Raw genomic sequence first — 16,648 nt, 5'->3', positions numbered from 1 at the left:
CGTAACGATCAGGTCTCGACGGACGACTCCCGAGGCATCCCGCCGCCCGGAGCGGGTCGAGAGAGGGCCTCGTCGTGGACACCGTGGTCGGCACCGTTGCGCTGCTCGTCGTCTTCGCGTTCACCGTCGTGGCGGCGCTGCGCCACCGGCCCGGCGTCACGCCCGGGCCGCGGCTCTCGCCCGACCTCGCGGAGGCGATCCTCCTGCGCGCCGGCTTCCCGACGACGCCGCACAACGTCCTCGCGGTGAGCGAGCACCTCGGCACGATGTTCCTCGACCGCGGCCGCGGCGACGTCGACGCGGCGCGGTGGGCCGAGGTCGTGGCGGCCTGCGAGGCCGGCCGGGCGGACCCCACGGGCTGGCCGCAGCACGTGCTCGACGAGATCGCCCGGGCCCGCGGGGTGGACGACGGCGCGGCCGTGGCCCGGCTCGCCCGGCGCTGCCAGGACGCGCTGCTCGCCAGCGTCGGCACCGGCCGCGGGATCTTCGGGGGCTCGCTGTTCGAGCCGCTGCCGCGGCCCGTCGTCGCGGCCTGAGGAACGTCGCCGGCCGGACGAGCAGGGCCGAACGAGCAGGGCCGGACCCGCAGGTCAGGCCGAGACGCGGTCGTCCAGGTCGCCGCGGCGCGGGGCCGGGATCGGCGCCAGGGACCGCGGCGCGGGCACCGGCGCGAGGGCGCGCCAGCCGGCACAGGCCCGCTGGTCGAGGGTGCCGCGCGCGGTCATCACGACCGTCGGCGCGGCCAGCCAGGCGGCGGTGAGCCCGCCGAGGGCGAGCGCGATCGTCTTCATGTGGTTCCCCCCCAGGAGGGCCCGCTTCGCCCGGGCCCGTTCTGTCCGGTCGGTGACCGGCACGTGCTCACCGTAGAGCGACGGTCCGTACGTTCACTGAGCCGTACGAGTGGCTGGCGCTCAGGTTGCTCTCATCGTGAAGTGACCTGCGTCACTCAGCGAGCGCCGGATCGGGAGGGGAGACTCCGGGCCGCCCGACCGTCTCGATCACCCCTCCGGGAGCCCGCGTGAGTGACCGTCCGGTCCGCATCGCCGACTGCGCCGGCTGGCTCTGGGCCCGGTTCTCCGGCCTGCGCGACGCCCTGGCGGGACCCTTCGACGTCGTCACCGGCGACCACCTCGCCGAGCTGACCCTGCGATGACCGGCCGCGCGGTCCTGGTCCTCCTGCTGGCCCTGCTCGCCGCGTGCGGCACGACCCCCACCCCGCCCACGACCGCAGCCCCGAGTCGGGTGCCGGCGCAGGCGCCCTCCCCGGCGCCGGACGCGCAGGCCCGGGCGGCCCCGGACGCGCCCGTCGTCGTCCTCGACCCGGGCCACAACGGCGGCAACGCCGGGGCCGCGGACGAGATCGCGCGGGAGGTGCCCGACGGGCGCGGCGGCACGAAGCCCTGCAACACCACCGGCACCGCGACCTCAGGCAGCGGGACGTCGGGCGGCTACGCCGAGCACGCCTTCGCCTTCGACGTCGCCCAGCGGGCCACGCGCGTGCTGACCGGGCGCGGGGTGGTCGTGCGCTCCACCCGCTCCGACGACGCCGGCGTCGGCCCCTGCGTCGACCAGCGGGCCGCGGCCGCGAACGACGCCCGGGCCGCGCTGACGGTCTCGATCCACGCCGACTCCGCGCCCGCCACGGAGGACCGCGGGTTCCACATCGCCGTCGCGGACCCCGCGCTCGCCCCCTCGCAGCGCGGGCCGTCGCTCGACCTCGCCCGCGCGCTGGTCGCGGGCCTCGAGGGTCAGGGGTTCGCGCCGTCGACCTACCGGGGCGAGAGCGGGCTCGACCCGCGCCCCGACCTCGCGGGGCTCAACCTCGCGCGCGTGCCCGCCGCGCTCGTCGAGTGCGGGAACATGCGCAACCCCGGCGAGGCCGCCGTGCTCACCGATCCCGCGGGCCGCCAGCGCTACGCCGACGGCATCGCCGCGGGCATCCTGCAGACGCTGGGCCGCTGAGGGTCCAGGCCCCGGAAGAGCAGTCCCGGGCGTCAGGCCGCGCCCGTCGACTCCTGGTGCCAGCGCACGACGCGGACGACGACGTCGTCGAGCTCCTCGTGGTCGAGGGTCCTGCGCAGCGACTCCGCGACCTCCAGGGCATCGAACCCGGGGTACGGGCCGTGCGCGTCGACCTCGCCGGTCTGCGGATCGACCGCGAGCACGATGTAGCCGTCGCACTCGTCGAGCTCCGCCTGTGCGGTCAGCCAGTCCACCTGCGGTACTCGGCCGATCGGGGCGGCCTTCGCGGGGTCGGCGTCGGGACGGCCGCCGGTCGGGACGGCGGTCGGCTCGGCAGTGGGTTCGGCGGGGTGCTCGACGGTCGGTTCGACGGTCGGCTCGGCGGGGTCCAGGCGTGCGGGACACCGGGCCTCGTTCTCCATCGGTCTCTCTCCTCCGCGTTCCGGCACGAGGGGGTTCATGCCGTCCCGGTCTGCCCCGGCGTCCGGCGCCACCGTCGGGGGACGGGAGGCGCCGGCGTGGAGCCGCTGTCACGAGTGGTGACGGGAGAGTGCCCAACTCCTGATTCAAGCTTTCAACTATTCACCCGTGCGGGGGGACCGCTCGGCGATACGTCTCCCGCGCCGACGCACAGCGTGACATTCGGTGTCTGTCCCGTCACGCGCCGTTGCATACAAGCGATCTCCGATAGATTGTTAGGCGAAGTAATATCTACTCGGGAAGCGGCTCAACGGGCGGGCGGACTTCGTCACCGCGACCCGCTCCCGGGCTGCGGATCACTTGGGGTGATCGTCCGACCACGGGTAGGGCACGACACGTCCGTCGGACGGTTCCCGTGGGGCGCCCGGGGTGCCTATGGTCGTCGGGTCCCGACCCCGAGCGACCGGGAGACCATGATCATGAGCGACGCAGCCGACGGCACCGCCCGGCTCCACGTCCCCGACAGCGTCAGCTGGTCGGCCGTGACCGGACGGGTGCGCGATCTCGTCGGCGAGGCCTTCGCCGACGACGGGCCGGCGAACCTCATCGACGGCGAGTGGAAGGCGGTCGGGACGCCGAGCGAGCAGACGAGCCCCGTCGACGGCTCGTCGCTCGGCACGATGCTCAAGGTCGACGCGGCGACCGCCTCGGACGCGGTGCAGCGCGCGGCCGCGACGCACCGCTCCTGGGGCGACGTCGACCTCGACGAGCGCCGGCGCCGGGTGTCGGCGTCGCTCGACGCGATGGAGGGTGCCCGCGACGACCTCGCGCTGCTGCTGTCCTGGGAGATCGGCAAGCCGTGGGCGATGGCGTGCGCCGACGTCGACCGGTGCATCTCGGGCGTGCGCTGGTACGTCGACGAGATCGAGGGGATGCTCGCCCGCGACGTCGAGGGGGCGCCGGCGAAGCGCGCGCCGCTCGAGGGACCGGTCTCGAACATCGCCAGCTGGAACTACCCGATGAGCGTGCAGGTGCACGCCGAGCTGGTGCAGCTGCTGGCGGGCAACGGCGTCGTCGCGAAGACGCCCACCCAGGGCGGCTGGATGACGCTGACCGTCGCGCACGCGCTCATGGCCCGCGAGGGGCTGCCCGTGACGCTGCTGGCCGGCGACGGCTCGGAGCTCTCGGACGCGCTGATCCGCTCGCCCGAGATCGGGGCGCTGGCGTTCGTCGGCGGGCGGTCCAACGGCGGCCGGGTCGCGGCGCAGCTCGCCGACACCGGCAAGCGGCACATGCTCGAGCAGGAGGGCCTCAACACCTGGGGCGTCTGGGAGTTCTCCGACTGGGAGACGTTCTCGGGGATCCTCAAGAAGGGCTTCGAGTACGCCAAGCAGCGGTGCACCGCCTACCCGCGCTTCGTCGTGCAGCGCAAGCTCGTCGACCAGTTCCTCGGGACGTACCTGCCGGTGCTCGAGGGCGTCCGCTTCGGGCACCCGCTCGCGGTCGAGGAGGGCGGCGACGGGGTCGACGACCTGCCCGCCCTCGACTTCGGCCCGCTGATCTCCGCGGCCAAGGCCGCCGAGCTCGACGAGAGCGTCGAGGAGGCCCTGCGCCACGGGGCCGTGCCGCTCTTCCGTGGCGACAAGGCGGGCGGGCGCTTCCTGCCCGGCCAGGACACCTCCGCGTACCACGCCCCGGTCTCGATGCTCGCCCCTCCGGGCGCGTCACGGCTGATGCACGAGGAGCCGTTCGGGCCCGTCGACTCGATCATCGTCGTCGACACCGAGGCCGAGCTGCTCGCGCAGATGAACGCGTCCAACGGCGCGCTCGTGGCGAGCATCGCGAGCGACGACAGCCAGAAGGCGGAGCGGCTCGCCGAGCAGGTCCAGGCGTTCAAGGTCGGGATCAACAAGCTGCGCTCGCGCGGCGACAAGGACGAGGCGTTCGGCGGGCGCGGCGAGTCGTGGAAGGGCGCGTTCGTGGGCGGCGAGTACCTCGTCCACGCCGTCACCGAGGGCCCGCCCGGGGAGAACATCTACGGCAACTTCCCGGGCTACCAGCGCACCCCGCCCACCTAGCGCCCCGGTAACCTCGCCGTGGCAGGCGCCCCAGGCGGCCCGCCGTCGTGACCGACGAGCCGCGGGAGGGGCCGGGAGATGGTCCTGCGAGGCCGCGTGTCGCGGGACGCCTCACCGGCGCGCATCGAGGGCGGCGCGTCGGTGCAGATGCCCGAGACCGGGGTCGGGCCGATCGTCGCGCTGCTGCGGCGCCTGTTCCTCGCCCTCGGTGCGCTGACGGCCGCCGCGCTGATCGTCTACTTCCAGCGCGACGGCTACGTCGACAACAACAACGACGACGGCATCGGCCTGATCGACGCCTTCTACTATGCGACGGTCTCGCTCTCGACCACCGGCTACGGCGACGTGGTGCCGGTGACCGAGTCCGCGCGGCTGTGGACGATCCTCGTCATCACGCCCCTGCGGCTGCTGTTCCTCATCGTCCTGGTCGGCACCACGGTCGAGCTGCTCACCGAGCGGTCCCGTCAGGCGTTCCGCATCAACCGCTGGAGGTCCCGCGTGCGCAACCACGTCGTGGTCGTGGGCTACGGGACGAAGGGCCAGGCCGCCGTCACCACGCTGCGCGGGGACGGGCACGACGTCGACCACATCGTCGTCGTCGACACCGACCGCGGACGGCTCGACGCGGCGTCCGCGCTGGGGCTGGTGACGGTGCGCGGGGACGCGACCCAGTCGTCGGTGCTGCGCACGGCGGGGCTGCCGCACGCCACGGCCCTGGTCGTCGCCACCAACCGCGACGACACGGCCGTGATGGTCACCCTGACCGCCCGCGAGATGGCGCCGAAGATCACGATCACGGCGGCCGTGCGCGAGGCCGAGAACGTGCACCTGCTGCGCCAGTCCGGCGCCGACTCGGTGGTCGTGTCCGCCGAGACCGCGGGCCGCCTGCTCGGGATGGCCACCACGACGCCGGCCGTCGTGTCGGTGGTCGAGGACCTCATCTCGCCCGAGGCGGGCCTGAGCCTGGGCGAGCGGGCGGTCACCGAGAACGAGATCGGCGGCTCGCCACGCCACCTGCGCGACATCGTGCTGGGCGTCGTGCGCGACGGCACCGTGCACGCCATCGACGCCCCGGAGGTCGACGCGCTGGAGCGCGGCGACCGCCTGCTGTGCGTGCGGCGGGCGGGGCCCGACGACTGACTAGCGGTGCACCGGGAGCAGGCACCCGGGGCAGTCCGCCTGCTCCGCCCGCAGGCCCGGCACGACCTGCTCGACGGCGGCGCCGCACCGCGCCCGCAGTCCCGTCGGGTCGCCGAGCTCGCCGGACTCGACGTCGACGACGTGCCGGCGACGGTCGTCGCGGCCGACCGCGACGAGCTCGAGGCGCCCGTCCGGGGCCGGGTCGCCCGGCGTGGGCCGACGGGGCGTGTCGGTGTCCGGCCGGTCGCCCAACGGGGGCGGGGGCACCGACGTCGGCATGGGGTCCATGCCGCTGCTCGGTCGCCGGCCTCCGGGCCGGGCGTCGGGGTGGCCGGGGTCGGGAACGGTCATCGCGCGCTCCTTCCTCGGTGCTGTCCGCCCACGGTAGGTCGTCGTGCGCCCGCTGTCGGCCCGTCGGCGTTCACCCTGGGCGAAACGGCCACCCGCACGGAGATCAGGAGAGCGTCGTCGGCGTCCCAGGTCTCCCGCGGGTGGACGACGTACCCGTGGTCTCCGGGTGCCGGGGGCGGTCTCCGGTGATCCGGGCACGGCTCGCCGTGCGGTCAGAGGTCGATCGTCTCGACGTACCCGCCGGGGTGGTGGACGGCCGCGGCGAGCACGAGGTCGGCGGCGTCGGGGACGGCGTGCTCGACGGTGACCTCGGCGACGGTCCGCCCGCGGGGCCACGCCGCGAGCGGGCGGGCGGTGTCGGGGCCGCGGCGGGGCGGGTTGATCAGCGTCGCCCCCATGTTGATGGGGGACAGGCGCACCGCCGCGGCGTGCCGGTCCAGCAGGGCGGCGGTGTCCAGCTCGATCACGAGGTGGGCGCGGTGGCGGTAGGCGCGCGCCGCCAGGAGCCCGGCGACGCGTCGGCGCGTCGGCCACAGGTACACCCGCGCGTTGAGCATCCGGTAGAAGTCCGCGACGTTCATGCCCTCGAGGCAGCGCGCGAGCTGGCCGTCGTGCAGCACGCCGTTGTCGCGCAGGACCACGGGGTCGCGCCCCGGCGCGTGCAGCGTGACGGCGGCCGGGCGGCGTCCGGCGACCAGCTCCGGCGCGGCCCCGAAGCGCTCGACCAGCGCGGCGGCGCTCGCCAGGCCCTCGGCGCGGATCGACGGCCACGCGCCGGGTTCGGTCATGTGGAACAGCCGGGGATGCCGCGCCGCGAGCTCGGCGCGCGTGAGCCCGGTGGTCGTGCCCGGGGAGCTCAGGAGCGGCGGCGCGGCAGCGGCAGCCCGGGGTCCCCGCCCTCGCCGGATGTGTCGTCGCGCGTGCGGTGCGCGGCTGCGGGCAGGTCGCGCAGGCCCTCGAGCACCCGCTCGAGGAGCTCGGGTCGCGGGGCGGGCACGGGGCCCAGGGCCACGCGGGCGGCCTCCCGCTCCAGGACGGCGTCGCCGGTGTCTCGATCGGGCGTCACCCGTCCGAGGGTAGGGCGCCGGTCCGTCCGGCGGGGCGAGCCCCGGCATGCGCGCGGGCGGCGGCAGGTGCGCCGCGACGAGCCGCCCGGAACCGCCCGTGAGCGGGCTGTCACGCTGGGCCGCAGGGTGACGGCGGACACCACGTGTCGCGTAACGGCAGCCGCTCGTCGTCCGAGGAGAACGGGAGTGAGGTCGTCACCGACGGAGGTGGTGACCCGGGAGCAGGGATGGTCGGGGAATGAGCATCGGCAGCGTGATGGGTCCCGGGGGCCCGGGTCCGGACCAGGACGAGGAGCCCGCCCGGAAGCGGCGGGGGCTGCGCGCGCTGCTCTACGGCCTCATCGCCCTGCTCGTGCTGGTGCTCCTGGCCGCGGCGGGCGTCGTGCTGGTCACCCAGCACCTCGGCTCGCAGGTCGGCCGCTATCCCTCGGTGTTCGCGCCGATCGACCCGTCGTCGCGACCCGCGGACGCCGCCGGGCAGACGTTCCTGCTGATGGGCACGGACACCCGCTCGCCCGAGGCGACCACCGGCACCGACGCCGCGCCCGACGCGGTCTTCGGCTCCACGCGCAGCGACGTGATCATGGTGGCCACGATCGCGGAGGACGGCCAGAGCGCGAGCATCATCTCGATCCCCCGTGACTCCTGGGTCGACGTCCCGGGGCGCGGCAAGAACAAGATCAACGCGGCGTACGCCTTCGGCGGGCCGCCGTTGCTCATCGAGACCGTCGAGCAGCTCTCGCGCGTCCACATCGACCACTTCGCCGTCATCGACTTCGCGGGCTTCGCGCAGATGACCGACGCCGTCGGCGGCATCGACGTCAACGTCGGCCAGGAGACCGAGCGCGACGGCGTCGTCGTCCCCGCCGGGCCCCAGCACCTCAACGGCGAGCAGGCCCTCGTCTACGTCCGCGAGCGCAAGAGCCTGCCCGGCGGCGACCTCGACCGCGTCCGTCGCCAGCAGGCCGCCCTGCGCGCGTTCGTGCAGAAGACCCTCTCGTCCGGGACGCTCTCCAGCCCGCCGACCGCGTACGCGGCCGTCGACACGGTCACCCGCCACGTCGGCGTGGACGACTCGCTGTCCAACACCGGCCTCGCCCAGCTCGCGTTCGGCATGCGCGACCTGCGCAACTCGTCGATCTCGTTCCTCACCGTGCCCGTCACCGGCACCGGCGACGAGGGCGGGCAGTCGGTCGTCTACCTCGACGAGGGCGCCGGCCGCGACCTGTGGTTCGCGGTCAACACCGACGCCGTGCCGCAGTGGGCCGCCGCCCGCCCGCAGGAGCAGCTCTCCGACACCCCGCGCTGACGTGCACCCCTGACGCAGCGAACGGGTATCTCGCTGCTTCTATGCGCACGAAGTCCGCGTTGATCACCGGGATCAGGCGCGTCGCGGGCGCGGGGGTGGGCGCGTGAGCTGGGACGTGGTGATCGTCGGCGGCGGCTCGGCCGGCTGCGCGCTGGCCGGGCGCCTGAGCGAGGACCCCGCCCGCCGGGTGCTGCTGCTCGAGTCGGGGGCGGCGATCACCGACCCCGCCGCGTTCCCGGCCGAGGTCCGCGACGTCGCCTCGCTCGCCGCCGCCGACCCCGACGGCCCGCACACCTGGGACGTCGGCGTGGACCTGACGCCGGAGCGGTCCACGCGGGTCGGTCGGGGGCGGCTCCTGGGCGGGTCGAGCGCGGTCAACGGGGCCAACCACGTCCGCGCGACGCGGGCCGACCTCGACTCGTGGCCGGGCTGGTCGTACGAGAAGACGCTGCCGTACTACATCCGCGGCGAGCACGACCACGACGTGCGCGGGCCCCTGCACGGCGACGCCGGGCCGGTGCCGGTCGTGCGGCCGGCGGGGGAGATGCGCGCGCCCGTCACCGAGCGCTTCCTCGCGGCGGCCGCCCGGATCGGCGTGCCCTCCGAGCCGGACAAGAACGGCGACCAGCCGCCTGGCGCGGGCCTGGTGCCGGGCAACGTCCGTCGCGGCGTGCGGGTCAACGCGGCGATGGCCTACGTGATCCCGCACCTCGCGCGGCCCAACCTCACCGTGCGCGGCGACGTCACCGTCGCCCGGGTGCTGCTCGAGGGCGACCGGGCCGTCGGCGTCGAGGCCGTGGACGGCGAGCGCATCGAGGCCGGCGAGGTGGTGCTCTCGGCCGGCTCGGTGCTCACCCCGCAGCTGCTGGCGGTCTCGGGCATCGGCCCGCCCGACGCCCTGCGCGCCGCCGGCCTGCCGGTGCGTCACGAGAGCCCGGGCGTCGGGCAGGGCTACAGCGACCACCCGAACGTCTACCTGGCCTTCACCGACACCGGCGGCCTGCACCCCGAGGCGCCCACCGCCCAGGCCGCGGTCCACCTCGACGGGGGCGACGACCCGGCCGGCGACCTCGAGATCCTGCTGTTCGCCCGCCCCTTCGCCCCGGGCGGCGCGAGCCACCTCATGTGCGCGCTCCAGGCCCCGGAGAGCCGCGGGTCGATGACGTTCGGGCCCGACCCCACGGCGCCGCCGCGCCTCGAGCACCACTACCTCGCCTCGGAGCGCGACCGCGCCCGGATGCGCTGCGCGGTGCGCCGCGGGGGCGACCTGCTCGCGGCCGCCGGGTTCACGCTCGGCGCGGAGCGCGGTCTCGACGACCGGGGGCTCGACGCCTGGGTCCGCGCGCACCTCGGGACGTCGGCGCACCTGTGCGGCAGCGCCCGGCTCGGCCTCGCCGACGACCCCGGCGCCGTCGTCGACCCCGAGCTGCGGGTGCACGGGCTGGCGGGCCTGCGGGTGGTCGACACCTCGGTGCTGCCCACCGTGCCGCGCCGCGGACCGGCCGCCACGGCCCTGCTGCTCGGCGAGCGCGCGGCCGACCTCATCGCGGGATCGAGTGCCTGACGAACGGTGTCCCGGGGGCCTCGACCACGGAGCGGGATGACCGATTCGTGCCGGTCAGGGCGGTGCATCCCGATCTTCCACCGGACACGGTCACAGCAGCGACACGATGGAGTGGAACAGTGTCACGTCCTGCGTGGCCGCGACGACACTTCCTGCGAGACCTCCCTCCGAGGTGATCGAGGAGAACCCGATGTCGTTCCTGCGCCGCCGTGTCGACGCCCCCGCCGCAGGTCCGGACGCTGCTCCCGCACCGCGTCTCTCGCGCTCCGAGCGCAAGGCGCAGAAGGTCGAGCAGGCCGCGGCCGCCGAGCTCGCCGCCCGCATCTCCCGCGCCCAGCGCCGCCTCGCCCAGGCGACCGGCCCGCTGCCCGTGGTCGCCCCGCGTCGCTCCTCGGAGGACGCGGTCCCGAGCGAGTAGCCCGCCGCGGGGTGTGCCGGGGCCGGCACCGCCGGCGCATGACACGCTGCCGCCGTGTCCCTCCGGCGCCGCCTTCTCGCGACGGCGGCCGGGTCCCTCGCGGCCGCCCTGCTGCTCGCCGGATGCGCGGATCCGGACGCCGGGGGCAGCGCCCCGCCGCCGGCCTTCGATCCGCCCCTCGGGTTCGCCGCACCCACCGGGACGCTGTTCGGCGGCTCGGGCTCGCGGGTGTTCGGCCGCGACGCCGACGACCTGCCGGCGGCGCTGGTCGGCACCACGATCTGGGCGACCGACGGCGGGCGCCTCGTGCACGCCGACTCCACCGGCGCGGCGATCCCGGGGCCGGCCGCGCCGCCCGACCGCTTCGTCGCGGGCCGGCCCGTCGCCACCGCGGACGGGGCCGTGCTCGTCGGCGGCGCCAGCGTGGTGCCCGGCTCCGGCACCACGCCGCCCGGCCTCTCGGTGGACCTCCTCGCGTTCGACGCGGGCACGGGCGCGCTGCGGTGGAACGCGGCGACCGTCCTGCCGTGGACGGAGCGCCCGCCGGCCGTCGCGATGACCGTCGCCGGGGTCGTCGCCGGCGTCGCCGTCCTGACCGCGAGCACCGACAGCCAGCGGACCGCGCTCGGCGTGGACCTGACGACGCAGCGCGTGCTCTGGACCGCCGACGGGGTCGCCGTCGACGCCGTGCTCGCCGACGGTCCCGCCGGCGGCACCGCACTCGGCGTGGCGACCGCGCCGGGCGCGAGCCGCGCCTACGCCGCGTCGACCGTGGTCGCCCTCGACGCCGTGACCGGCCTGCGCCGCCCGGACGTCGCCGGCGGCCTCGGGGGCGAGGTCCTGCGCGCCCCGGAGATCACCCCCGCCGGCCCGGGGCTCGCGGTCGTCTCCGGGCGCACCGCGGCGACGACGCTCGCCGCGCCCTCGGCGTCGTTGCGCTTCGTCGACGCGCGGGGCGCCGAGGTGCGCACGGTGGACGTCGGGAGCTCGTACACACCGCCGCGCTGCGTGTGGGACGAGGCGGCCACCACCGTCTGCGGCGGCGACACCCGCGTGTTCGCCGTCGACGCCACCACCGCCGCCCCGCTGTGGGAGCTGCCCGACGCCGGCGCCAACCGCGTCGCCCCGCGCCTCACGACGGCCTGGCACGGCGCGGTCTACGGCACGACGGTGAACGGCCCGGTCGTGCTGGACGCGCGCACCGGCGCCGACCGCGACACCCGCCCCGGTGCCGCCCCGGTGCTGGTCAACGCCTATCTCGGCCTCGGCGCGGAGGCGTCCGGGGTGGCCGGGTTCGGCGGCGGCGCGACGATCACGCCGGCGGTGCGCTGAGAGGGCCCAGGGCTGAGAGGTGGCAGGGCTGAGAGGTGGCAGGGCGGGGTAGCCCCGGCCATGGGTGACTACGAGCACAGCGCCGACGTCCGCCGTCCTCCCGAGGAGGTCTTCGACTACCTCGCCGACGTCTCGCACCTCCCCGAGTACTTCAGCGGCCTCGAGAAGGCCTCGAGCACGGGACCCGAGGAGGTCGCCGTGGTGGCGAACGTCGAGGGCGAGCGCTACGAGGGCACGGCGTGGATGCACGCCGACGCCGACGCGCGGAGCCTGCGCTGGGGTGCCGAGCACGTCAGCGGCTACCACGGCGAGCTGTTCGTGACCGGGATCGGCGACGTCGAGTCGCGGGTGACGGTCACGCTGCACACCGAACGCGCCGACGGCCCGGGCATCCGCGCCGGCCTCGAGCAGACGCTCGCCGAACTCAAGCGCATCCTCGACGGATCCGGCACCGAGCCGGCCCGTTAGACCGCCCATGAGGCGACTCGGGTGACGTGCACGGCTGAATCGTGCGACGTGGCGACCGTCACCCTCCTCTGGCATCCTTGGAGGCTCCCGACCTCAAGGGAGCGGAACGCCCGTGCGCATCCCGTTCGTCCGTCGTCGAGCCACCACGACCCCCACGCGCAGGACCACCACCTCGCCGGCCTCCACCACCACCTCCGGACTCGCGGCGGGCACCACGCGCCGGCAGGTTCCCGGGCCGGAGGTCATGGCGGGGATGGAGTACCTGGACACCCCGACCCGTGAGGCGGTCCGGGCCCCGGCGCCCGAGGTCGCGGTCTGCGGCATCGACCCCCAGGTCCCGGGCAGCCCGGCCGTCCCGCGGCTGCACCTCGTCGTCCCCGACGAGGGGCCGCAGGGCACGCGTCCCGACTCCGTCGAGCAGCTGCTCGCCCGGGACGGGGACGTCCGCGTCCGGCGCCTGACCGTCGACGTGCGCGGGCTGCGCGACGTCCTCGAGAGCCGCGGGGGCTGGAACCTGCTGGCCGCGCTCGTGCGCGACCCGTCCGACGGCGTCACCAACGCCGTCTTCCGGGCGGCCATGTCGGCGCCCGACAGCGCCGGGCCGGCCGGTGCGGTGCTCGAGCCGGGCGACGTCGACGTCGAGGTGTGCGTGGTCGGCGAGGGCGACACGGTCGCAGGGCGCTGCCGCCGCGAGCTCGGTCGCGGGCGCCTCTCGCTGACCGGCTTCCTCGCCGACTCCGAGCGGCTCACCCGGCGCCTCGCCGAGGCGCTGGCCCGCCCCCGCGACCGGGGCACCCGGCGCTGCTTCGAGCACGCGCTGGCCGACGTGCTGGCCGACGCCCCGCTGTCCGAGCTGCTCGGGCGCCACGGCGCCGCGCCGTACTGCACGGTGCCCGGCACGTGGGCCACCCCGCCGACGGCCGCCACCCCGGTGCCGCGACGCTCGTCGCCGTCCGAGCAGGTCACCGCCGCCCCGGTCCTCGAGGACGCCTCGCCGACGCGCTAGGTCGTGTGCACGATCAGCACGTCGGTGGGGGACCGGCGGGAGACCTCCGCGGGCACCGACCCGAGCAGGCGCCCCGCGAAGCTCGCCAGGCCCTTGTTGCCCACGACGACGAGGTCGGCGTGGTGCAGCGCGACCTTGTCGCAGATGGCCTGCACCGGCTCGCCCTCGACGGCGACCGTGTTGACCTCCTCGGCGCCGGCGCGCCGGGCCACGTCGCGGGCGTCGCGCAGCTTCTCCTCGGCGGGGTTCGCCCCGATGATCTTGTAGGCCTCGTCGCCGAGCGCGCGCTCGGCCTCGGCCCGGTCGCGGTCGTTGCTGCGCCCCGACCTCTCGTACGCGCAGACGATGAGGAGCTTGGCGCCCGCGTCCGCGGCGATCTGCGCGGCCCGCGTGACCGCGGACGTGGCCGAGGAGGAGCCGTCCGTGCCCACCGCCACCAGCTTGTAGTCACCCACGGCGGCACCCTAGGACGCTCCCGAGCGTATGCGCCGTGCGACCCGGGGTCGCCTCCCCGGAAGAGATCGGACAGACTGTGCGGGAGCGCCCGACCGACGGACCCCGTCGGCGCGTGGTGCCGTGACCTCCGACGACGCCCGACGACGACCGACAGGCGGTGCAGCCGACGATGACCATGGCGAGCGGCTACTTCGTGCTCACCCCGATCTGGCACGAGATCGTGATCGGGCTGATCGCGTTCGGCGCGCTGTACGTCGTCATGAGCAAGGTGCTGCTGCCCCGCCTCGAGAAGGTCTACGCCGAGCGGCACGACCGCATCGAGGGTGGCTTCGAGCGCGCCGAGCAGGCCCGCGCCGAGGCCCGCCGCGTGCAGTCCGAGTACCGCACCCGCATCGGCGAGGCCCGCGAGGAGGCCACCCGCATCCGCGACGCCGCGCGCGAGGAGGCCCAGCGGCGCAACGACGAGGTGCTCGCGACCGCCCGTGACGAGGCCGCCCGCCTGGTCGCGCAGGGCCGCGAGGAGCTGGCCACCCAGCGCTCGTCGGTGAGCTCGGACCTCCAGCCCGACGTCGCGCGCCTCTCGCGTCGCCTCGCGGGCAGCCTGCTCGGCCGCGAGGTCGGCGACGACGAGCACCGCCAGACCGTCGACGACTACCTCGGCGAGCGGGTCTGAGCGCGCGTCCGGCGCTCGCGGCTCGCTGAGCTGGGAAAACCGGACGAACAGGACGCGTCGCACGTTCTGGGTCACGGCCCGGTCACGATTGTGGCGTGTCGCACACGTAGTGGCGTCGTGTCGGTAACGACCCGGCCGTACCGCCCCGATGTCCGCCCGAGGGCACACCGGGCGGACGGGGCGGCACATGGGCGAGCGAGCAGGTCGTGACGGTCGTGCCGAGGGGGCGTGTCCCGGCACTCGGCTCGGCGGTCTCCGGGGCGCCGCACTGCTCCTGACCCTGGGCGTCCTCGCGCCGGCCTTCCTCGCCGGGGGTCTCCTGCTGGGTACGGCGCCCGCGTCCGCCGCCGACCCCGTCCCCGCCGTGCCGGCGCCCTACGGCGGGCAGCTCGACGCCCCGGACCCGGGCGGGATGTTCGACGACGAGCAGGTGCTCGAGGTCGCGATGCTCGGCCTCGGCTCGCTCAACGGCCTGGCCGTCGCCGGCGTCCTGTTCGTCAACCGCCGCGGGAGCGCGGGTGCCGCGCTGGAGACCCGCCGCGCGCTCATGGCGCGCACCGACCGCGGCGTCCCGTCGGGGCCGCGCGGCCCCGCACGCCGATGGGGATGATCCACTCGCGCTGAGTCATCGGCGTCCGGACGGACTAGTCGATGGCCCCTATCGGCGTCCGTTCGTGCTGGTCGGGGGCCTATAGGGTGAAGGAGATCCCCCGAACGGGCTGTTCCGTCGCCGGTCCGCAACGAGTCACCCTGGCGGGGACGATCCACCGGGTGACCCCTGTGTCACCGATCGACGCCCACGGGCGCCCGGCGGTGACATGTCCACGCCCCTGAAGGAGCGCAGTTGTCGACCGACGCCGCGACCCCCGCGTCCCCCGCCGACGACGGCCCGGCCCCCGAGGCCCGGCCCGCCGCCGGGCCCCTCGCGGGACCGACGGCCGTGCCCGTCGACTCCTCCGGGGGACGCCTGACCGCCCGCCTGCGCGAGGCCCGCGCGCGCCTCGAGCCCGAGCGCCCGTCGATCCCGGCGCCCCGCAGCCCCGAGGGCGTCGTCCCGCCGCCGGTCTTCGGGCGCGGCGCCGGCGCGCCGTCGGCTGACCTGGTCAAGGCGGTGGAGAAGCTGCTCACCGAGCTGGCGACCCTCGAGGACGACACCCGGGCCCCGGAACGACGCACGCTGGTGCGCGCCGTCGAGCTCGCCGCGGCCGGGATCCCCGACGAGGGCTGGTCCGCCGAGCTGCGGGTCGACGACGAGGCGCTCGCCGGGGCCTCCGAGCTCGCCGATGCGCACGTCACCGCGGCGGAGGCGCTGCTCGAGCGCCTCGACCGCGAGGACCGGGGCGGCCCCGCGGTGGAGGTCGACGGTGTCGTCACCTCGCTGCGCGTCGCGAAGATGGTGCTGGACCTGGAGTCGTTCACCCGCCGTCGCTGACGGGGCGTCGGTCGCGCCGGGCATGATCGGCCCGTGGCGCGGGTCGCGGTGGTCGGAGCAGGGGGCATCGGCGGTGCGCTGGCGGCGCTGACGGCCGAGCGGGGCCACGACGTGACGGTCTGCGTGCGCACCCCGTTCGACGTCCTCACGGTCGCCCGCGACGGCGTCGAGCGCACGGTGCCGGCGACCGTCGTCGTCGACCCCGCCGCGGTCGGGCCCACCGACTGGGTGCTGCTCGCCACCAAGGCGCAGGACACCGCGTCGGCCGCGGGATGGCTCGCGGCGCTCACGGGTCCGGGCACCGTCGTCGTGGTGGCGCAGAACGGCATCGACCAGGCCCGTCGCGTCGACGGCCTCGTCCACCCCGGCGCCACCGTGCTCCCGGCGTCCGTCGTGCTCGGCGCGGAGACCGTCGCCCCCGGGCGGGTGGTGCACCACGACTACGGGCGGCTGACCGTGCCCGCCGGCGAGGCGGCCGACGGTCTCGCGGCGCTCTACGAGGGCTCCGACCTCGAGATCGCGCCCACGGACGACTTCACGACCGTCGCGTGGCGCAAGCTCCTGAGCAACGCCGTCGCCAACCCGGTCACGGCGCTCACGGGCCGGCGCAACGAGGTGCTGGCCGAGCCGGCCACCCGGGACCTCGTGGTCGGGCTCGCCCGCGAGGTGATGGCGGTCGGCCGCTCGGTCGGCGCCGCGCTCACCGACGCCGACATCGACGCCCTCGTCACCCACTACGACGGGATGCCGCCGGGACTGGGCACCTCGATGCTCTACGACCGCCTCGCGGGACGCCCGCTCGAGCACGAGTACCTCACCGGGGCGGTGGTCGCGACCGGCCTCAGGACGGGGGTGCCGACGCCCCTCAACGCCGCCGTCCTGGCCCTCCTCAGGGGCGTGCGCACCGGAAACGAGGCGACACACGACACGCGCGACAGGGACGTCACGTGATCTGACGGCTCGCGCGGACGG

At 75.7% G+C, this 16,648-nt stretch carries 21 protein-coding genes; 15 read left to right on the top strand and 6 right to left on the bottom strand.

Features of this window, described 5'->3' with window-relative positions; translation table 11 throughout:
* Positions 1-74 precede the first annotated feature (74 nt).
* Positions 75-536, top strand: coding sequence for a hypothetical protein (locus tag PH191_RS07600; protein WP_274194012.1), 462 nt, complete (start codon positions 75-77; stop codon positions 534-536).
* A 54-nt stretch (positions 537-590) separates the two neighbouring features.
* On the opposite strand, the gene PH191_RS07595 is transcribed toward PH191_RS07600, so the two are convergent.
* Positions 591-854 (bottom strand): hypothetical protein, encoded by a 264-nt coding sequence (locus PH191_RS07595; protein WP_274194011.1) that lies wholly within the window; start codon positions 852-854, stop codon positions 591-593.
* Between the two features lie 164 nt (positions 855-1,018).
* On the opposite strand from PH191_RS07595, the gene PH191_RS07590 reads away from it, so the two are divergent.
* Both PH191_RS07590 and PH191_RS07585 read left to right on the top strand, forming a co-directional pair.
* Positions 1,019-1,153 carry a hypothetical protein gene (locus PH191_RS07590; protein ID WP_274194010.1) on the top strand — a complete coding sequence of 45 codons (135 nt, stop codon included), beginning with the start codon at positions 1,019-1,021 and terminating at the stop codon, positions 1,151-1,153.
* Positions 1,150-1,962: an N-acetylmuramoyl-L-alanine amidase gene (locus PH191_RS07585; protein ID WP_274194009.1), complete on the top strand. Its 813-nt coding sequence runs from the start codon at positions 1,150-1,152 to the stop codon at positions 1,960-1,962. Before PH191_RS07590 ends, PH191_RS07585 begins: the two co-directional genes overlap by 4 nt.
* Before the next feature lie 32 nt (positions 1,963-1,994).
* Here PH191_RS07585 and PH191_RS07580 read toward each other — a convergent pair whose 3' ends face one another.
* Positions 1,995-2,384 carry a hypothetical protein gene (locus tag PH191_RS07580; protein WP_274194008.1) on the bottom strand — a complete coding sequence of 130 codons (390 nt, stop codon included), beginning with the start codon at positions 2,382-2,384 and terminating at the stop codon, positions 1,995-1,997.
* 477 nt (positions 2,385-2,861) lie between these two features.
* Here PH191_RS07580 and PH191_RS07575 point away from each other — a divergent pair, with 477 nt between their 5' ends.
* Positions 2,862-4,460 carry an aldehyde dehydrogenase family protein gene (locus PH191_RS07575; RefSeq protein WP_274194007.1) on the top strand — a complete coding sequence of 533 codons (1,599 nt, stop codon included), beginning with the start codon at positions 2,862-2,864 and terminating at the stop codon, positions 4,458-4,460.
* A 147-nt stretch (positions 4,461-4,607) separates the two neighbouring features.
* Positions 4,608-5,600, top strand: coding sequence for a potassium channel family protein (locus PH191_RS07570; RefSeq protein ID WP_274194687.1), 993 nt, complete (start codon positions 4,608-4,610; stop codon positions 5,598-5,600).
* On the opposite strand, the gene PH191_RS07565 is transcribed toward PH191_RS07570, so the two are convergent.
* From PH191_RS07565 to PH191_RS07555, 3 genes are all read right to left on the bottom strand, one after another.
* A complete protein-coding gene (locus PH191_RS07565; RefSeq protein WP_274194006.1) occupies positions 5,601-5,951 on the bottom strand; it encodes a hypothetical protein in 351 nt (116 codons plus the stop codon).
* Positions 5,952-6,163: 212 nt separating this feature from the next.
* Complete coding sequence (locus PH191_RS07560; protein ID WP_420791789.1) at positions 6,164-6,748, bottom strand: DUF7002 family protein; 585 nt, start codon at positions 6,746-6,748, stop codon at positions 6,164-6,166.
* A gap of 59 nt (positions 6,749-6,807) precedes the next feature.
* Positions 6,808-7,017: a hypothetical protein gene (locus tag PH191_RS07555; RefSeq protein ID WP_274194004.1), complete on the bottom strand. Its 210-nt coding sequence runs from the start codon at positions 7,015-7,017 to the stop codon at positions 6,808-6,810.
* Between the two features lie 239 nt (positions 7,018-7,256).
* Between PH191_RS07555 and PH191_RS07550 the strand changes: the two genes are divergently transcribed.
* The 6 genes from PH191_RS07550 (at position 7,257) to PH191_RS07525 (ending at position 13,115) form a co-directional block, all read left to right on the top strand.
* A complete protein-coding gene (locus PH191_RS07550) occupies positions 7,257-8,327 on the top strand; it encodes an LCP family protein (protein WP_274194003.1) in 1,071 nt (356 codons plus the stop codon).
* Between the two features lie 103 nt (positions 8,328-8,430).
* Positions 8,431-9,891: a mycofactocin dehydrogenase MftG gene (gene mftG / locus PH191_RS07545; RefSeq protein ID WP_274194002.1), complete on the top strand. Its 1,461-nt coding sequence runs from the start codon at positions 8,431-8,433 to the stop codon at positions 9,889-9,891.
* Positions 9,892-10,081: 190 nt separating this feature from the next.
* The gene (locus PH191_RS07540) at positions 10,082-10,309 is read left to right on the top strand and encodes a hypothetical protein (RefSeq protein ID WP_274194001.1); all 228 of its coding nucleotides are present in this window, start codon (positions 10,082-10,084) and stop codon (positions 10,307-10,309) included.
* A 54-nt stretch (positions 10,310-10,363) separates the two neighbouring features.
* Positions 10,364-11,641 (top strand): hypothetical protein, encoded by a 1,278-nt coding sequence (locus PH191_RS07535; protein ID WP_274194000.1) that lies wholly within the window; start codon positions 10,364-10,366, stop codon positions 11,639-11,641.
* 60 nt (positions 11,642-11,701) lie between these two features.
* Positions 11,702-12,109, top strand: coding sequence for an SRPBCC family protein (locus PH191_RS07530; protein ID WP_274193999.1), 408 nt, complete (start codon positions 11,702-11,704; stop codon positions 12,107-12,109).
* A gap of 112 nt (positions 12,110-12,221) precedes the next feature.
* Complete coding sequence (locus PH191_RS07525) at positions 12,222-13,115, top strand: hypothetical protein (protein ID WP_274193998.1); 894 nt, start codon at positions 12,222-12,224, stop codon at positions 13,113-13,115.
* Here the strand turns inward: PH191_RS07525 and PH191_RS07520 are convergent.
* Positions 13,112-13,570, bottom strand: coding sequence for a universal stress protein (locus tag PH191_RS07520; RefSeq protein ID WP_274193997.1), 459 nt, complete (start codon positions 13,568-13,570; stop codon positions 13,112-13,114). The genes PH191_RS07525 and PH191_RS07520 overlap by 4 nt on opposite strands.
* Before the next feature lie 170 nt (positions 13,571-13,740).
* Between PH191_RS07520 and atpF the strand changes: the two genes are divergently transcribed.
* The 4 genes from atpF to PH191_RS07500 all read left to right on the top strand — a co-directional run bounded on the left by atpF (position 13,741) and on the right by PH191_RS07500 (position 16,627).
* Positions 13,741-14,244, top strand: a complete 504-nt coding sequence (gene atpF, locus PH191_RS07515; protein WP_274193996.1) for a F0F1 ATP synthase subunit B — start codon at positions 13,741-13,743, stop codon at positions 14,242-14,244.
* Between the two features lie 187 nt (positions 14,245-14,431).
* Positions 14,432-14,854 (top strand): hypothetical protein, encoded by a 423-nt coding sequence (locus PH191_RS07510; protein ID WP_274193995.1) that lies wholly within the window; start codon positions 14,432-14,434, stop codon positions 14,852-14,854.
* A gap of 234 nt (positions 14,855-15,088) precedes the next feature.
* Positions 15,089-15,676 carry an RAD23 family protein gene (locus PH191_RS07505; protein ID WP_274193994.1) on the top strand — a complete coding sequence of 196 codons (588 nt, stop codon included), beginning with the start codon at positions 15,089-15,091 and terminating at the stop codon, positions 15,674-15,676.
* A gap of 33 nt (positions 15,677-15,709) precedes the next feature.
* Positions 15,710-16,627, top strand: a complete 918-nt coding sequence (locus PH191_RS07500) for a 2-dehydropantoate 2-reductase (RefSeq protein WP_274193993.1) — start codon at positions 15,710-15,712, stop codon at positions 16,625-16,627.
* Positions 16,628-16,648 lie beyond the last annotated feature (21 nt).

The sequence above is a fragment of the Actinomycetospora callitridis genome (assembly GCF_028737265.1).
Taxonomy (GTDB): Bacteria; Actinomycetota; Actinomycetes; order Mycobacteriales; family Pseudonocardiaceae; genus Actinomycetospora; species Actinomycetospora callitridis.
Note: the sequence above shows the minus strand (reverse complement) of the source record. Positions and strands in the feature narration are given on the sequence as shown.